At 67.2% G+C, this 14,241-nt stretch carries 9 protein-coding genes and 1 pseudogene; 8 read left to right on the forward strand and 2 right to left on the reverse strand.

All coding sequences use genetic code 11. The features are described 5' to 3' along the window. Window positions 1-4 precede the first annotated feature (4 nt). The 3 genes and pseudogenes from C8C94_RS20995 to C8C94_RS21005 all read left to right on the forward strand — a co-directional run bounded on the left by C8C94_RS20995 (window position 5) and on the right by C8C94_RS21005 (window position 3,970). Window positions 5-1,906: pseudogene (locus C8C94_RS20995) on the forward strand (amidohydrolase). Then, window positions 1,903-2,316, forward strand: a complete 414-nt coding sequence (locus C8C94_RS21000; RefSeq protein WP_370449753.1) for a DoxX family protein — start codon at window positions 1,903-1,905, stop codon at window positions 2,314-2,316. Before C8C94_RS20995 ends, C8C94_RS21000 begins: the two are co-directional and overlap by 4 nt. After that, window positions 2,309-3,970 carry an MFS transporter gene (locus tag C8C94_RS21005; protein WP_121422076.1) on the forward strand — a complete coding sequence of 554 codons (1,662 nt, stop codon included), beginning with the start codon at window positions 2,309-2,311 and terminating at the stop codon, window positions 3,968-3,970. The genes C8C94_RS21000 and C8C94_RS21005 overlap by 8 nt, the downstream gene beginning before the upstream one ends. A 94-nt stretch (window positions 3,971-4,064) precedes the next feature. Here C8C94_RS21005 and C8C94_RS21010 read toward each other — a convergent pair whose 3' ends face one another. After that, a complete protein-coding gene (locus C8C94_RS21010) occupies window positions 4,065-6,161 on the reverse strand; it encodes a molybdopterin-dependent oxidoreductase (RefSeq protein ID WP_121422077.1) in 2,097 nt (698 codons plus the stop codon). 130 nt (window positions 6,162-6,291) lie between these two features. On the opposite strand from C8C94_RS21010, the gene C8C94_RS21015 reads away from it, so the two are divergent. After that, window positions 6,292-7,440 (forward strand): ABC transporter substrate-binding protein, encoded by a 1,149-nt coding sequence (locus C8C94_RS21015; RefSeq protein ID WP_121422078.1) that lies wholly within the window; start codon window positions 6,292-6,294, stop codon window positions 7,438-7,440. 54 nt (window positions 7,441-7,494) lie between these two features. On the opposite strand, the gene argE is transcribed toward C8C94_RS21015, so the two are convergent. Then, a complete protein-coding gene (argE, locus tag C8C94_RS21020) occupies window positions 7,495-8,655 on the reverse strand; it encodes an acetylornithine deacetylase (protein ID WP_121422079.1) in 1,161 nt (386 codons plus the stop codon). A gap of 77 nt (window positions 8,656-8,732) precedes the next feature. Here argE and C8C94_RS21025 point away from each other — a divergent pair, with 77 nt between their 5' ends. From C8C94_RS21025 to C8C94_RS21040, 4 genes are all read left to right on the forward strand, one after another. Continuing rightward, window positions 8,733-9,944: a M20 aminoacylase family protein gene (locus C8C94_RS21025; RefSeq protein ID WP_121422080.1), complete on the forward strand. Its 1,212-nt coding sequence runs from the start codon at window positions 8,733-8,735 to the stop codon at window positions 9,942-9,944. Window positions 9,945-10,031: 87 nt separating this feature from the next. Further along, window positions 10,032-11,129: a M14 family metallopeptidase gene (locus C8C94_RS21030; RefSeq protein ID WP_121422081.1), complete on the forward strand. Its 1,098-nt coding sequence runs from the start codon at window positions 10,032-10,034 to the stop codon at window positions 11,127-11,129. Window positions 11,130-11,333: 204 nt separating this feature from the next. Continuing rightward, complete coding sequence (locus C8C94_RS21035; RefSeq protein WP_121422082.1) at window positions 11,334-12,374, forward strand: LuxR C-terminal-related transcriptional regulator; 1,041 nt, start codon at window positions 11,334-11,336, stop codon at window positions 12,372-12,374. A gap of 172 nt (window positions 12,375-12,546) precedes the next feature. Beyond that, a complete protein-coding gene (locus C8C94_RS21040; protein WP_121422083.1) occupies window positions 12,547-14,193 on the forward strand; it encodes a tannase/feruloyl esterase family alpha/beta hydrolase in 1,647 nt (548 codons plus the stop codon). Window positions 14,194-14,241 lie beyond the last annotated feature (48 nt).

The raw sequence follows: 14,241 nt of genomic DNA on the forward strand, positions 1-14,241 counted from the left end.
AGACATGAACCAACCTGCCACCACTCCCGACCTCATCCTGCGCAACGGCCGCTTCACCACGCTGGACCGCGCCAATCCCACGGCCAGTGCGGTCGCCATTGCGCAAGGGCGCTTTACCAAGGTCGGTGACGACCGCGAAGTGATGGCGCTGGCCGGTGCGGGTACGCGGGTCATCGACCTGGGCGGGCGCAGTGTGCTGCCGGGGCTCATCGACAACCACCTGCACATCATCCGCGGCGGCCTCAACTTCAACATGGAGCTGCGGTGGGACGGCGTGAAGAGCCTGGCCGACGCCATGGCCATGCTCAAAGCCCAGGTAGCGGTGACGCCCGCGCTGCAGTGGGTGCGCGTGGTGGGCGGCTTCACCGAGCACCAGTTTGCGGAAAAGCGCCTGCCCACACTGGCCGAGCTGAACGCCGTGGCGCCGGACACGCCCGTGTTCATCCTGCACCTGTACGACCGCGCATTGCTCAACGGCGCCGCGCTGCGCGCCGTGGGCTATGGCAAGGACACGCCCGCGCCACCCGGTGGCGAGATCGTGCGCGACAGCGCGGGCAACCCCACGGGCCTGCTGCTGGCCAAGCCCAATGCGGCCATCCTGTATGCCACGCTGGCCAAGGGCCCCAAGCTGCCGCACGCCTACCAGGTCAGCTCCACGCGCCACTTCATGCGCGAGCTCAACCGACTGGGCGTGACCGGTGCCATCGACGCGGGCGGCGGCATGCAGAACTACCCGGATGACTACGACGTGATCCAGGAGCTGGCCGATGCCGACCAGCTCACCATCCGCCTGGCCTACAACCTGTTCACACAAAAGCCCCAGCACGAGAAGGAAGACTTCCTGAACTGGACGGCCACCTCGCACTAGAAGCAGGGCACGGACTACTTTCGCCACAACGGCGCGGGCGAGATGCTGGTGTTCTCCGCCGCTGACTTCGAGGACTTCCGCCAGCCCCAGCCTGAGCTCGCGCCCGGCATGGAAGGCGAGCTGGAAGAGGTGGTGCGCATCCTTGCGCAGAACCGCTGGCCCTGGCGCATGCACGCCACCTACGATGAGACCATCGAGCGCGCGCTCAACGTGTTTGAAAAGGTCAACCAGGACACACCGCTGGCTGGCCTGAACTGGTTCTTCGACTACGCCGAGACCATTTCGGAAAAGTCCATCGACCGCATCGCCGCCCTGGGCGGCGGCGTGGCCGTGCAGCACCGCATGGCCTACCAGGGCGAGTACTTCGTCGAGCGCTACGGTGCCGCCGCGGCCGAGGCCACGCCCCCGGTCAAGCGCATGCTGGCAAAGGGCGTCAATGTGTCCGCCGGCACCGACGCCACCCGCGTGGCCAGCTACAACCCCTGGGTGTCGCTGTCCTGGCTCGTCACCGGCAAGACGGTGGGCGGCCTGCAGCTCACGCCGCAGCGCAACTGCCTCACCCGCGACCAGGCCCTGCGCATGTGGACCGAGAACGTCACCTGGTTCAGCAACGAGCAGGGCAAGAAGGGCCGCATCGAGGCGGGCCAGCTGGCCGACCTCGTCGTGCCCGATCGCGACTTCTTTGCCTGCCCCGAGTCCGACATCGCCGACACCACGGCCCTGCTCACCGTCGTGGGCGGCAAGGTGGTCTATGGCGTGGGCGACTTCGTGCGCTTCGACGACGCGGCCCCGCCGCCCGCCATGCCCGACTGGTCGCCCGTGCGCACCTTTGGCGGCTACGGCGCCTGGGGCGCTCAGGGAGGGCCAGACGGTGCGCCGCTGCAGGCCGTGCTGCGCAACGCGGCGGCGAACTGCGGCTGTGCGAGCAACTGCAACCTGCACGGCCACGCCCATGCCACGGCCTGGAGCAGCAAGCTCCCCGTGTCCGACCTGCAGGGCTTTTGGGGTGCGCTCGGCTGCGCCTGCTGGGCGGTGTGACGGTGCAGCACGCATTGCAAAACGCCGGTACCGCGCCCTGGGTGCAGACGCTGGCGCTGCTGTGCCTGTGCGCCGCGTACCTGCAGGGCGGCATCGGCAAGGCCCGCAACTTTGCGGGCGCCGTGGCCGAGGTGCGCTCGCTCGGCCTGGCCCCCGCCGCGCCCATCGCTGCCGCCACGCTGGTGCTGCAGCTTTCGGCCTCGGCGCTCATCCTGTCGGGCTGGTACCGCTGGCTGGGGGCGCTCGCCCTGGCGGGCTTCACGGCGCTGGCCGCCTTGCTGGCAGACCGCTTCTGGGCCGCGCCGCCCGCCGAGCGGCAGCGCAGCGCCAACGCATTTTTTGAACACTGGGGCCTGGTGGGCGGCATGCTGCTCGTCGCCTGGCACGACCTCGGAGGCCGCCATGTCTGATCACCGCCCAACCAAACCCGACACCACCACCGCACCGGGCAGCTTTGCGCCGCTGGCCATTCCCGTCTTTGCGGTGCTGTGGACCGCCACGGTGCTGGGCAACATCGGCAGCTTCATGCGCGACGTGGCCAGCGCCTGGATGGTGACCGAGCTCTCGTCCAGCCCCACCGCGGTCGCGCTGATCCAGACGGCCGCCACGCTGCCCGTCTTTCTGCTCGCCATCCCTGCGGGCGTGCTGTCGGACATCCTGGACCGCCGCCGCTTCCTCATCGGGGTGCAGGTGCTGCTGGCGGCTGTCAGCGGAACGCTGCTCATCCTGGCCAACACCCACACGCTGACGGTGGAGTGGCTGGTGGCCCTGACCTTTGTGGGCGGCATCGGTGCCGCGCTCATGGGCCCCACCTGGCAGTCCATCGTGCCCGAGCTGGTGCCGCGCAGCGAGCTCAGGAGCGCCGTGGCGCTCAACTCGCTGGGCATCAACATCGCACGCGCCGTCGGCCCGGCGGCGGGCGGCCTGCTGCTGGCCAGCTTCGGCGCGGCCATGGCCTACGGCCTGGACGTGCTGAGCTATGTGTTCGTGATCGCCGCGCTGCTGTGGTGGAAGCGCCCCAAGGCCGAGGCCTCAGGCCTGAACGAGCAGTTCTTCGGCGCCTTCCGCGCCGGCGTGCGCTACGCTCGCGCCAGCCGCGAGCTGCATGTGGTGCTGCTGCGCGCGGCCGTGTTCTTCCTGTTCGCCAGCTCAGTCTGGGCGCTGCTGCCGCTGGTGGCGCGCCGCATGCTGGGCGGCTCGGCAGGCTTTTACGGCGTGATGCTGGGCGCCGTGGGCGCGGGCGCCATCCTGGGCGCCGTGCTGCTGCCCCGCTTGCGCAAACGGCTCGACACCGACGGCCTGGTGCTGCTGGCCTCGCTGCTGACCGCGGCCGTCATGGGCGTGCTGACCGTGGCCCCGCCCCAGTGGGCCGCTGTGGCGCTGATGCTGGTGCTGGGCCTGGGCTGGATCATCGCGCTGACCACCCTCAACGGCGTGGCCCAGGCCGTGCTGCCCAACTGGGTGCGCGGCCGAGGCCTGGCCATCTACCTCATGGTATTCAACGGTGCGATGGCCGCCGGCAGCCTGGGCTGGGGCCTCATCGCAGGGCAGGCCGGCTTGCCGGTCACGCTGCTGATGGGCGCGGCCGGCCTGGTCGTGGCGTCGCTTATCTTTCACCGCGTGAAGCTGCCTACCGGCGAGGCCGACCTGCAGCCCTCGAACCACTGGCCCGAGCCCCTGCTGGCGGAGCCCGTGGCGCACGACCGGGGCCCGGTGATGGTGCAGATCGAATACCGCATCGCCAAGCCCGACCTGCCCGCCTTCCTGCAGGCCATGCAGCACCTGTCCCAAGAGCGCCGCCGCGACGGCGCCTACGCCTGGGGCGTGGCCGAACACACGGGCGAGCCGGGCCGGGTCATCGAGTGGTTCCTGGTCGAATCGTGGGCCGAGCATCTGCGCCAGCACCACCGCGTGTCCAAGGCCGATGCCGACCTGCAAGCGGAGGCATTGCGTTTCCATGTCGGACCGGAGCGGCCGGTAGTGCACCACTTTCTGGCACTGACGCCGGGGGGCGTGGGTGAAGAGGGCGCCGCCCCGTCAACGAACGCTTCGCACGCACACTGAGGGGGATTTTTAGTTGGATTGGCCTGTAGCGCCAGTGGAATATGCGCTGAATGCTATCAAATTGATATCGACTCGGTTGCACAGATGAATGCGATCACACAGATGCCAACGTCGGCGTTTCCACGGTGCTGGCTTCCACCTCCACCAGGCAGTCATAAAACGTCGGCGCGCGGCCCAAGTCCGTGAGGGCCTGGCTGGTGACCTCGTTCACGTTGGTGCCGTTCAGCCCCAACTTGCGCCACCAGATGCCCAGGCCATTCACAACCCCGGGCCGTGCGCGGCGCGACACGGTGGCGTGGCACAGGTAGCTGCCCCGGTCGTTGAACACGCGCACCACGGCGTCGTTGGCAATGCCACGTGCTTCGGCATCGTCGGGGTGGATCTCCAGCACCGGGCGGCCTTCGATGTTGCGCAGGCTCTGCACGTTCACGAAGGTGGAGTTCAAGAAGTTGCGCGCGGGCGGCGAGATCATGGCCAGCGGGTAGCGGGCGTCCGTGCCCTGCAGTTCGTAGTTGGGCAGGTGGTCGGGCAGGCCGTCCAGGCCCTGCGCGGCCAGGCGGGCGCTGTAGAACTCGCACTTTCCAGAGGGTGATGGGAAGTTGCCTTCGGCGAACGGCGCATCGGGCAGCGCCAGCGTGGCAAAGCCTTGGCTTTCGAGCAGTGCGTAGTCCACTGCGTCGCCAAACGCCTGGCGGCACAGGGCCTCGTCGCTCTCGGCAAAACAGGGCTCGGCAAAGGCCATGCGCGCCGCCAGGTCGCGGAAGATCTGTGCGTTGCTGCGGGCCTGGCCCTGCGGTGCGATCGCGGGGCGGTTGAGCAGCACGTCGGTGTGGCCGTAGCTGAGGTGCACATCCCAATGCTCCAGCTGCGTGGTCGCGGGCAGGATGTAGTCGGCGTAGTCGGCCGTGTCGGTCTTGAAGTGCTCCAGCACCACCGTGAACAAGTCTTCGCGGGCAAAGCCTTGCACCACTTTGCTGGAGTCAGGCGCCACGGCCACGGGATTGCTGTTGTAGACCACGACGGCCTCCACCTTCGGGCCGAACGCGGGCGAGGCCTCGCGCAGCAGGTCGTCGCCAATGGTGGACATGTTGATGGTGCGCGGTATCTGGGCCGGCATCAGGTCGGGTCGCTGCAGCACGGCGCGCTGCGCGGGGAACTGGCCCGAGCTGGACAGCAGCACGCCGCCCGCGCGGTGGCGCCAGGCGCCCGTGAGCGCAGGCAGGCAGGCCACGGCGCGCACCGCATTGCCGCCGCCACGCACACGCTGCATGCCGTAGTTCAGGCGGATGGCGGCGGGCTTCGTCGTGCCGTAGTCCTTGGCCAGCTGGCGGATCTGTTCCGCCGGAATACCGCACACCTCGGCCGCGCGCTCGGGCGGCCATTGCAGGGCGCGCTCGCGCAATGGCTCCCAGCCCAGCGTGTGGCGCTCGATGTAGTCGTGGTCCAGCCAGTCGTTCACGATCAGCTCGTGCATCAGCGCCAGCGCCAGTGCGGCATCGGTGCCGGGGCGCAGGGCAATGTGCTCGTGGCATTTGTCGGCCGTCTCGCTCTTGCGCGGGTCGATGCACACCAGCTTGGCGCCATTGCGCTTGGCCTGCTGGGCATAGCGCCAGAAGTGCAGGTTGCTGCCGATGGAGTTGCTGCCCCAGATCAGGATGAGCTGCGATTCGGCAAAGAACTCCACCTTCATGCCCACCTTGCCGCCCAGGGTCTGCACCAAGGCCTCGGCGCCGGCCGATGCGCAGATGGTGCGGTCCAGTTGCGAGGCACCCAGCTTGTGGAAGAAGCGGCGGTCCATGCTCTCGCCCTGCACCATGCCCATGGTGCCCGCGTAGCTGTAGGGCAGGATGGCTTCGGGCGCGCGCGCGGCGATGGCCTGCAGGCGCTGGGCGATGTCGCTCAGCGCCTCGTCCCAGGTCACGGGCGCGAACTGGCCGGCCCCCTTGGCGCCCGTGCGCTTGAGCGGCGTGAGCACGCGCTCGGGGTGGTAGCTGCGCTCGGTGTACTTGCTCACCTTGGCGCACAGCACGCCGTCGGTGTGCGGGTGAGCGGGGTTGCCCTGTACGCGGGTGGCCACGCCGTTCTCTACAGTCGTCAACAGGGCGCAGGTGTCCGGGCAGTCGTGGGGGCAGGCGCCGCGCACCTGAGTCGGTACAGATAGAGGGGGATTTGCAGCAGAAGACGTGGGCATTTGGTAGGTTGATCGTTAAACTGGCAATCAGGGTTGGAACGGTTGTGCATATCTAGCCACCCTTCCAAGGAGGCTGCCTACCGGCAGCGCAGAGGGATCGCCCTCGATTCACAAGAGCAGAGATTTCACCATGAACCAACCGGTATTGGGTCGTAGACAGTTTTCCGTGGGCCTGGGCACTGCAGCGCTGGGGGGCTTCCAGCTGGCACACGCGCAAAGTGAAGGCCGGATTGTGCTGGGCCAGTCTGCTGCCTTCACGGGCCCCGCCGCGCAGCTGGGCGTGCAGTTCAACCTGGGTGCCAAGCTCTTTTTCGACCAGCTCAATGCGCAGGGTGGCGTGGGCAAGCGCACGGTGGAAATCCGCACGATGGACGATGGCTACGAGCCCGACCGCTGCGCCGAGAACACCCGCAAGCTCATTGCCGAAGACGTGTTCGCCCTGTTTGGTTACATCGGCACGCCCACCAGCCTGGCGGCGATGCCTATCTTCACCAAGGAAAAAGTGCCATTCTTTGGCCCCTTCACGGGGGCCGAGGCGCTGCGCCAGCCGTTCAACCGGCTGATCTTCCATGTGCGCGCCTCGTACTACGACGAAACCGCACTCATCGTGCGCCAGCTCACCAACCTCGGCCTCAAGAAGATTGCGGTGTTCTACCAGAACGACGCCTACGGCAAGGCCGGGCTCGATGGCGTGGCGAAGGCGCTGACCGAACTCAAGCTCTCGCCTGTGGCCACTGCCACGGTGGAGCGCAATTCGACCGACGTGAAAGCGGCTGTGGACAAGCTGGTGCCGGCCAAGCCGGATGCCGTGGTGCAGATCACTGCCTATGCCTCGGCCGCATCCTTCGTGCGCGCAGCGCGCAAGGCGGGCTTTGGCGGCACGTTCTACAACGTGTCTTTCGTGGGCACGCAGGCGCTGGCCGACGAGCTGGGCAAGGATGGCGCCGGTGTGGTGGTGTCGCAGGTCGTACCTTCGCCCTATCAGCCGTCGCGCCAGATTACCCGCGAGTTTCTGGAGGCCATCAAGAAGGGCGGCGACAAGGTGCAGGCCAACTACTCCAGCATGGAGGGTTTTCTGGCCGCCCGCATCTTCACTGAAGGCCTGCGCCAGGCCCAGGGCAGCGGAAGGCCCACCCGCGAGAGCCTGATCACCGGCATTGAGTCGCTGGGCAGCCAGGTGATTTCGGGCTTTCCGGTCACCTACAGCGCTACGAGCCATGCGGCATCGAAGTTTGTCGAGATGTCCATGCTGACGGGCGACGGCCGCGTGAGGACCTGACTGCAGCGCCGCAGGCCCCGGCGGAGGGCTCTGCGGCATCTATCTGCAAGGCGATCAGCCCAGTGTGCGTGTGCGCGCCAGTCCTTGCATGAAGGCCTCGCAGCGCGCCAGTTGCTCCAGGCTCACGTATTCGTCGGGCTGGTGGGCCTGCTGGATGCTGCCGGGGCCACACACCACGGTGGAGATGCCCGCGTTCTTGAACAGGCCCGCCTCGGTGCCAAAGGCCACCAGCGTGGTGTTCTTTTCGCCGCTCAGCTCATGCGCCAGGCGCGTGACCGGGTCGTCCTTGCTGCCCAGAAAACTCGGAATCTCGCAGATGGTCTCGAATTCAAAGCCTGCTGCGGGCGCCACCTTCTTCATCGCAGGCTCCAGCGACTTGGCGTAGGCCACCACCTCGGACTGCATCTGCGCGGCGTTGGCCGTGGGCAGGTCGCGGAATTCGTAGCGGAACTCGGCGTCGCGCGGCACCACGTTGTCGGCAATGCCGCCGTGGAACTGGCCCACGCTGGTGGTCGAGAACGGCACGTCAAAGCCCTCAAAACGGGGCTCGTTCTTTTCAAAGTCTTCCGCCATGTCGCGCACCCGGCCCACCACGCGGGCGGCCATCTCGATGGCGTTGACCGAATGCGGCGTGAGGGACGAATGCGCCTCCTTGCCGCGCACGCAGCACTTGTAGCGGTACACGCCCTTGTGTGCGATGGCGGGCACCATGCTGGTGGGCTCGCCCACGATGCAGGCCAGGGGCTTGATGTTGGCATCGCGCAGGTCGGCGATGAGCTCTTTTACGCCAAAGCAGCCGATCTCTTCTTCATAGCTGAAGGCCAGGTGGATGGCGAAGGGCGCGTCGCTGTTCAGGAATTGCTCGGCGTGCGAGACCGCAATGCCAATGAAGGCCTTCATGTCGGCGCTGCCGCGCCCGTACAGGTTGCCGTCCTTGACCAGAGCGCTCAGTGGGTCCATGGTCCAGTCCTGCCCGTCCCACGGCACCGTGTCGGTGTGGCCCGAGAGGATCACGCCCGCCGGCTTGCCTTCGCCCAGCGTGGCGAACAGGTTGGCCTTGGTCTTGTCCTCGTTGAAGGTCAGTCGGCTTTTCACGCCCAGCCTGGCCAGGTGGTCGCGGATGAAATGGATCAGCTCCAGGTTGGAGTGGTGGCTGACGGTGTTCATGCGCACCAGGGTTTGCGCGAGTTCGAGGGCGTGGGGGGAGAGTGTCATGTTGCAGTGCAAATAAACCCGGGGTGGCGCAAGGGGTGGTCAGCGGGCTAGACTGTGAGATCGTAAGGACACATATCATGAACGTTATCGACTCCATCGTCACCCAGGCGGCCAGTATTGCAGCGGTGCGCCGGGATATTCACGCCCACCCCGAACTCTGCTTTGAAGAGGTGCGCACCGCCGACGTGGTGGCGCAAAAGCTTACCGAATGGGGCATTCCCATCCATCGCGGCATGGGCACCACGGGCGTGGTGGGCATCGTGAAGGGGCGCGACGGGGGCGCCAACGGCCGCGCGATTGGCCTGCGCGCCGACATGGACGCACTGCCCATGCAGGAGTTCAACACGTTTGCGCACGCCAGCAAGCACGCCGGCAAGATGCACGCTTGCGGGCACGACGGCCATGTGGCCATGCTGCTGGCAGCGGCCCAGCACTTTGCCAGGCACCGCAACTTTGACGGCACTGTGTACCTGATCTTCCAGCCCGCCGAAGAAGGCGGCGGCGGCGCCCGCGTGATGATCGAAGACGGCCTGTTCGAGCAGTTCCCCATGGAGGCCGTGTACGGCATGCACAACTGGCCTGGCATGCCTGTGGGCACCTTTGCCGTCAGCCCCGGCCCGGTCATGGCATCGACCAGCGAATTCAAGATCACCCTGCGCGGCAAAGGCGGCCATGCGGCCCTGCCGCACACAGGCATCGACCCGGTGCCGATCGCCTGCGGCATGGTGCAGACCTTCCAGACCATCATCAGTCGCAACAAAAAGCCGGTGGACGCGGGCGTGATCTCGGTCACCATGATCCATGCGGGCGAGGCCACCAATGTGGTGCCCGACAGCGTCGAACTGCAGGGCACGGTGCGCACCTTCACCGTGGAAGTGCTGGACCTGATCGAGAAGCGCATGCGCCAGATTGCCGAGCACACCTGCGCCGCACACGACGCCACCTGCGAGTTCGAGTTTGTGCGCAACTACCCGCCCACCATCAACTCGCCCGCCGAGGCCGAGTTTGCCCGCAAGGTGATGGCGGGCATCGTGGGGGAGGAGCGTGTGCTGCCCCAGGAGCCCACCATGGGCGCCGAAGACTTCGCCTACATGCTGCAGGCCAAGCCCGGTGCGTACTGCTTCATCGCCAACGGCGACGGCGCGCACCGCGAGATGGGCCACGGCGGCGGGCCTTGCATGCTGCACAACCCGAGCTACGACTTCAACGACGACCTGATCCCGCTGGGCGCCACCTACTGGGTCAAGCTGGCCGAGGAGTGGCTGGCCCAGCCTGCTGACGCCGCCTGACACATAGATCCGAGCCATACCCGCCCTGGGCGCCCATCGCGCGCGCCGGGGTGTTTTGTTTCCACCCCCGTCTGAAAGTCCCTGTCCATGATCGGTCTCGTTGACGCGTTTTCGCCCAGTTACGCAAAGGCGCGCACAAAGTTTCTGGAGGCGGCCGCCGCCGCAGGCCTGCCCATCGAGTCACATGCCCACCCCTTGAAGGGCCGCGATGGTGAAGACCTGGCCATGGACGTGGTGCGCGACGGCCCGGCGGATGCCAAGAAGCTGCTCATCGTGAGCAGTGCCTGCCATGGCGTCGAAGGCTATTGCGGCAGCGGCGTGCAGGTGTTTGCACTGCACGACGCCGAGTGGCGTGCGAAGGCGCGCGACGCCGGTGTGGCCACGCTCTATATCCATGCGCTCAACCCGTATGGCTTTTCGCACGTGCGCCGCTTCACCCACGAAAACGTGGACCTGAACCGCAACTTCCAGAACTTTTCAAGGCCCCTGCCCGTGAACACTGCCTACCGAGAGGTGCAGCCCCTGCTGCTGCCCGAGCAGTGGCCACCTGGCCCCGACAACGTGGCCGCTGTGGAGCTGTACATCGCCACCAAGGGCGAAGCGGCATGGCAGGCCGCCATCTCGCAAGGCCAGCATGAGTTTCCGCAAGGGGTCTTCTTTGGCGGCACCGAGCCCACCTGGAGCAACCGCACGCTGCGCCAGGTGCTGCGCCAGCACGGTGCAGGTGCGTCGCACATTGCCTGGATCGACCTGCACACCGGTCTGGGCCCCAGCGGCCATGGCGAACGCATCTATGCGGGCAATGACGACGACGTGGCCGTGGCCCGCGCGCGGGCCTGGTGGGACGGCGGCGGCGCCACGCCGGTCACGTCCATTTATGACGGCTCGTCCACCTCGGCCTTCCTCACCGGCCTGATGTGGACCTCGATCTACGACGAATGCCCGCATGCAGAGTACACCGGCATCGCCATGGAGTACGGCACGGTGCCCGTGCTCGACGTGATGAACGCCATCCGTGCCGAGCAGTGGCTCAACCTGCACCCCGACACGCCCGCCGACAAGGCCGCCCAGATCAAGGCACAAATGCTGGCGGCCTTCTACACCGACACCGATGCCTGGAAGGGGCAGATCATCAGCCAGGCGCGGCAGTCGATGTTCCAGGCGGTGGAGGGGCTGGTTTCTTGAATACTTGGTGAAAAATGCACCTGGCGCTTATCCAGAAAGCGCAAGTAGCTATAAAAAATATAGTATTTCAGGTCCATGGGGCCTGGTTTTTACGAGGGAGCCGCTGGCGCATGGCGGCTACCATCGTTCCCAAAAACCAGGAGACCCCATGGCGCCACGCCCCCGCACACCCCCCATCCCGCACGCAGCAGAACACGCTGGCCCATGAGGCCGCCCAGCGTGGCACACGTGGCAGCGCAAGCGCAGCAAGCAGATCCCCTGCGCGCGCTCAGCCGCAGCCTGCTCCAGCTGGCTGAACAGGCCCAGCACGCGCCGCCGCAGGACCTGCTGCACCAGGCGCTGCAGACGCTGCGCGGGCTGGTGCCTTTTGATTCGGCGTGGTGGGGCGAGGTGTCGGCAGGCGAGTCTGGCGCAGGGGGCGGCGCGCAGGAGGTGCAGGCCGCGCCGCGCAACTGGCTGCACGGCAGCATCGGCCTGGCCCGGGGTTTTGCCGACGAGTGGAACGCCTTGTCCGCTGCGGACGATTTTGCGAAGCATTCCATGCGCCACCTGGGCGAGGTGATCCGCGAGCGCGACCTGGTCGGCGCGCCACCTGAAGACCCGCAGGTGATGGCCTTCGCAGAGCGGCACGGCCTGTACCACTGCATGGCCCTCACGGCCGAGCTGCCGCACAGCGGACTGCTGTTTTTTGTCTCGGTCTACCGGACGCCCACACGCAGCGAATTCACCGATGCCGAAACCGTGCTGTTTGGCGAGTTTGTGCTGCACCTGCTGCAGCACTGGCACCACCGGCTGCAGCGGTTGCAAAGCGATTCGCCACTCCGCCCGTGGGACAGCTTTGCGCTGGCCCAGCCCACGGGCGAGCTGCTGTTTGCGGGCTTACGCATCAGCCAGGCCTTGCGCGCGGCCTACCCGGAATGGGCGGGCACCCACCTGCCCCCGGCCGTGGTGCAGGCGCTGCCCGGCGCTCCTTGCAACCTGGTGCTGGGCAAGGCCTGCCGCCTGCGGCTGGAGCCCTGCGGCCCGCTGGTGGCGCTGAGCATCGCATCGCGCCAGCACAAGCAGGCGCTGGCCCCGCGCGAGCTGAGCGTGGCCATGCTGTACGCCCAGGGGCAGTCGCACAAGGACATTGCCGCCACGCTGGGCCTCACGCCCGCCACGGTGCGCACCTACCTGCGCACCGCTTACGCAGCGCTGGGTGTGCGCAACAAGCTGGAGCTGGTGTCGGCGCTGCGCAACGCGTAGGGCGGTGGCCCGCCGCTGTGCGGGCTCGGTAGTTTCCCGCTCCCTCTGCATTTGCAGAGGCCGCAGCGGCAGCTTCTTTTTCTATCGTCCGCACCGGAGTCCCAGAGACTGCGGTGGCGCTGCCGCCGCAAGCTGGGCTCCTGAGAACAACACACCACAGGAGACTTTCCGCATGTTCCCGCACCCCACCCGCGCCGCCGTGGCGCAACCCCGTCGCATCGCACTCGCGGCACCCTTGGGCCGATGGCCCGCGCGTGCGCTGAGCGGCCTGGGCGCCGCAGCCACCCTGGCGCTGACGGCCTGCGGCGGTGGCAGCGATGCCCCTGCGCCCCTGGCCAGCAAGCCCCTGGCAGAAGCTTGCGCTGCCTACACGTCAACCACCTTGCCCCATGGCGCCAAGCTCACGCGCACCGAGCTGCGCAAGGCCGAGGGCACGTTGCCCGACGTGTGCATCGTGCGCGGGCAGATCGTGTCCTCGCCCGACTCCACCATCAACTGGGCGGTGGAACTGCCCACGCTGGCGCAATGGAACAGCAAGACGCTGACCATCGGCGGTGGCGGCTTCGACGGATTTATCCCCACCGACGATCCGTGGTACCAGCAGCTGGTGGGCCCATCGGCCAATCCGTATGTGAAGATCAGCTCCGACTCCGGCCACCAGATCCAGGGTTTTGCCTGGGGCAAGAGCGATGTGGCGCTGCGCAACCATGCGTTCGACGCCAACCATTTTGTGCTGGAGGTGGGCACCGCCATCGCCACCGAGTTCTACGGCAAGCGTCCCGTGCGGCGCTACCACATGGGCCATTCCAACGGCGGGCGCTCAGGTCTGATCTCCACGCAGAAGTACCCCAAGGACTACGACGGCGTGGTGGCCATGGAGCCCGCCATCGCCCAGCAGGCGCACCAGGTCAACCTCGGCCCCACGGTGCTGCGCCACATCTTCAAGAGCCGCGAGAACTGGATGAGCCCCGCCAAGATCGCGCTCTACGCCAAGGCCGAGACGGCCGCGTGCGACGGGCTGGACGGTCTGAAGGACGGCATCATCGGCAACGTCGAGGCCTGCAACTACGTGCCCACCGAGCTGCTGTGCCAGGGCGCGGACAGCGACAGCTGCCTCACAGCCGGGCAGATCGAGTCCATCCGCCTCATCTACAGCGACCACAAGACGCCCGTGACCCTGTCGCGCGGCGCGGTGGGCTATCCGCGCTTTGGCCGGGGCGGCGCGTCCACGTCCGATTGGCAGTCGTACATGTTCGGCACCAGCTTCGATGCCCCCGATTCGTTCAACCACATGGCCGTGACGGCGGCTGCGCGCCTGGTGGAGGGCAACCCCAACGCCAACATCCTGAGCCACGACCCCACGCAGTACCAGGCGCAGTACAGCCGCCTGGCCGAGATGATCGACGGCACCGACCCGGAAATTGCTCCCTTTGCCGACAACGGCGGCAAGCTGCTGATCTGGTACGGCGCGGGCGACACCTGCGTGTCGATGTACCGCACGGTGGAGTACCTCGACACGGTGAAGCAGCGCCTGGGCGCCAGCAAGGTGCAGAGCTTTGCGCGCATGGTCACCTCGCCCTCCAACGGGCATGACCTGGACGGCGCGGGCACCGAGCCCCGCTCCATCGACCTGCTGGCCGCCATGGACGCCTGGGTGGAAAAAGGCACGGCGCCCGACAAGCTGGTGGCCACCAAGTTCGCACCCGGCACCACCACGCCAGTGGCCCAGCGCCCGGTGTGCGAGTACCCCAAGTTCCCGCGCTACAACGGCACGGGTGACGTGAGCAAGGCGGAGAGCTTTACCTGCTCGGTAACCTGATGGTGCAGGGGGCGGATGGCTGGCTGCGCTGCGGGTGTCCTGCGCGCA

This window comes from Acidovorax sp. 94, from assembly GCF_003634645.1.
GTDB classification, from domain to species: domain Bacteria; phylum Pseudomonadota; class Gammaproteobacteria; order Burkholderiales; family Burkholderiaceae_C; genus Acidovorax; species Acidovorax facilis.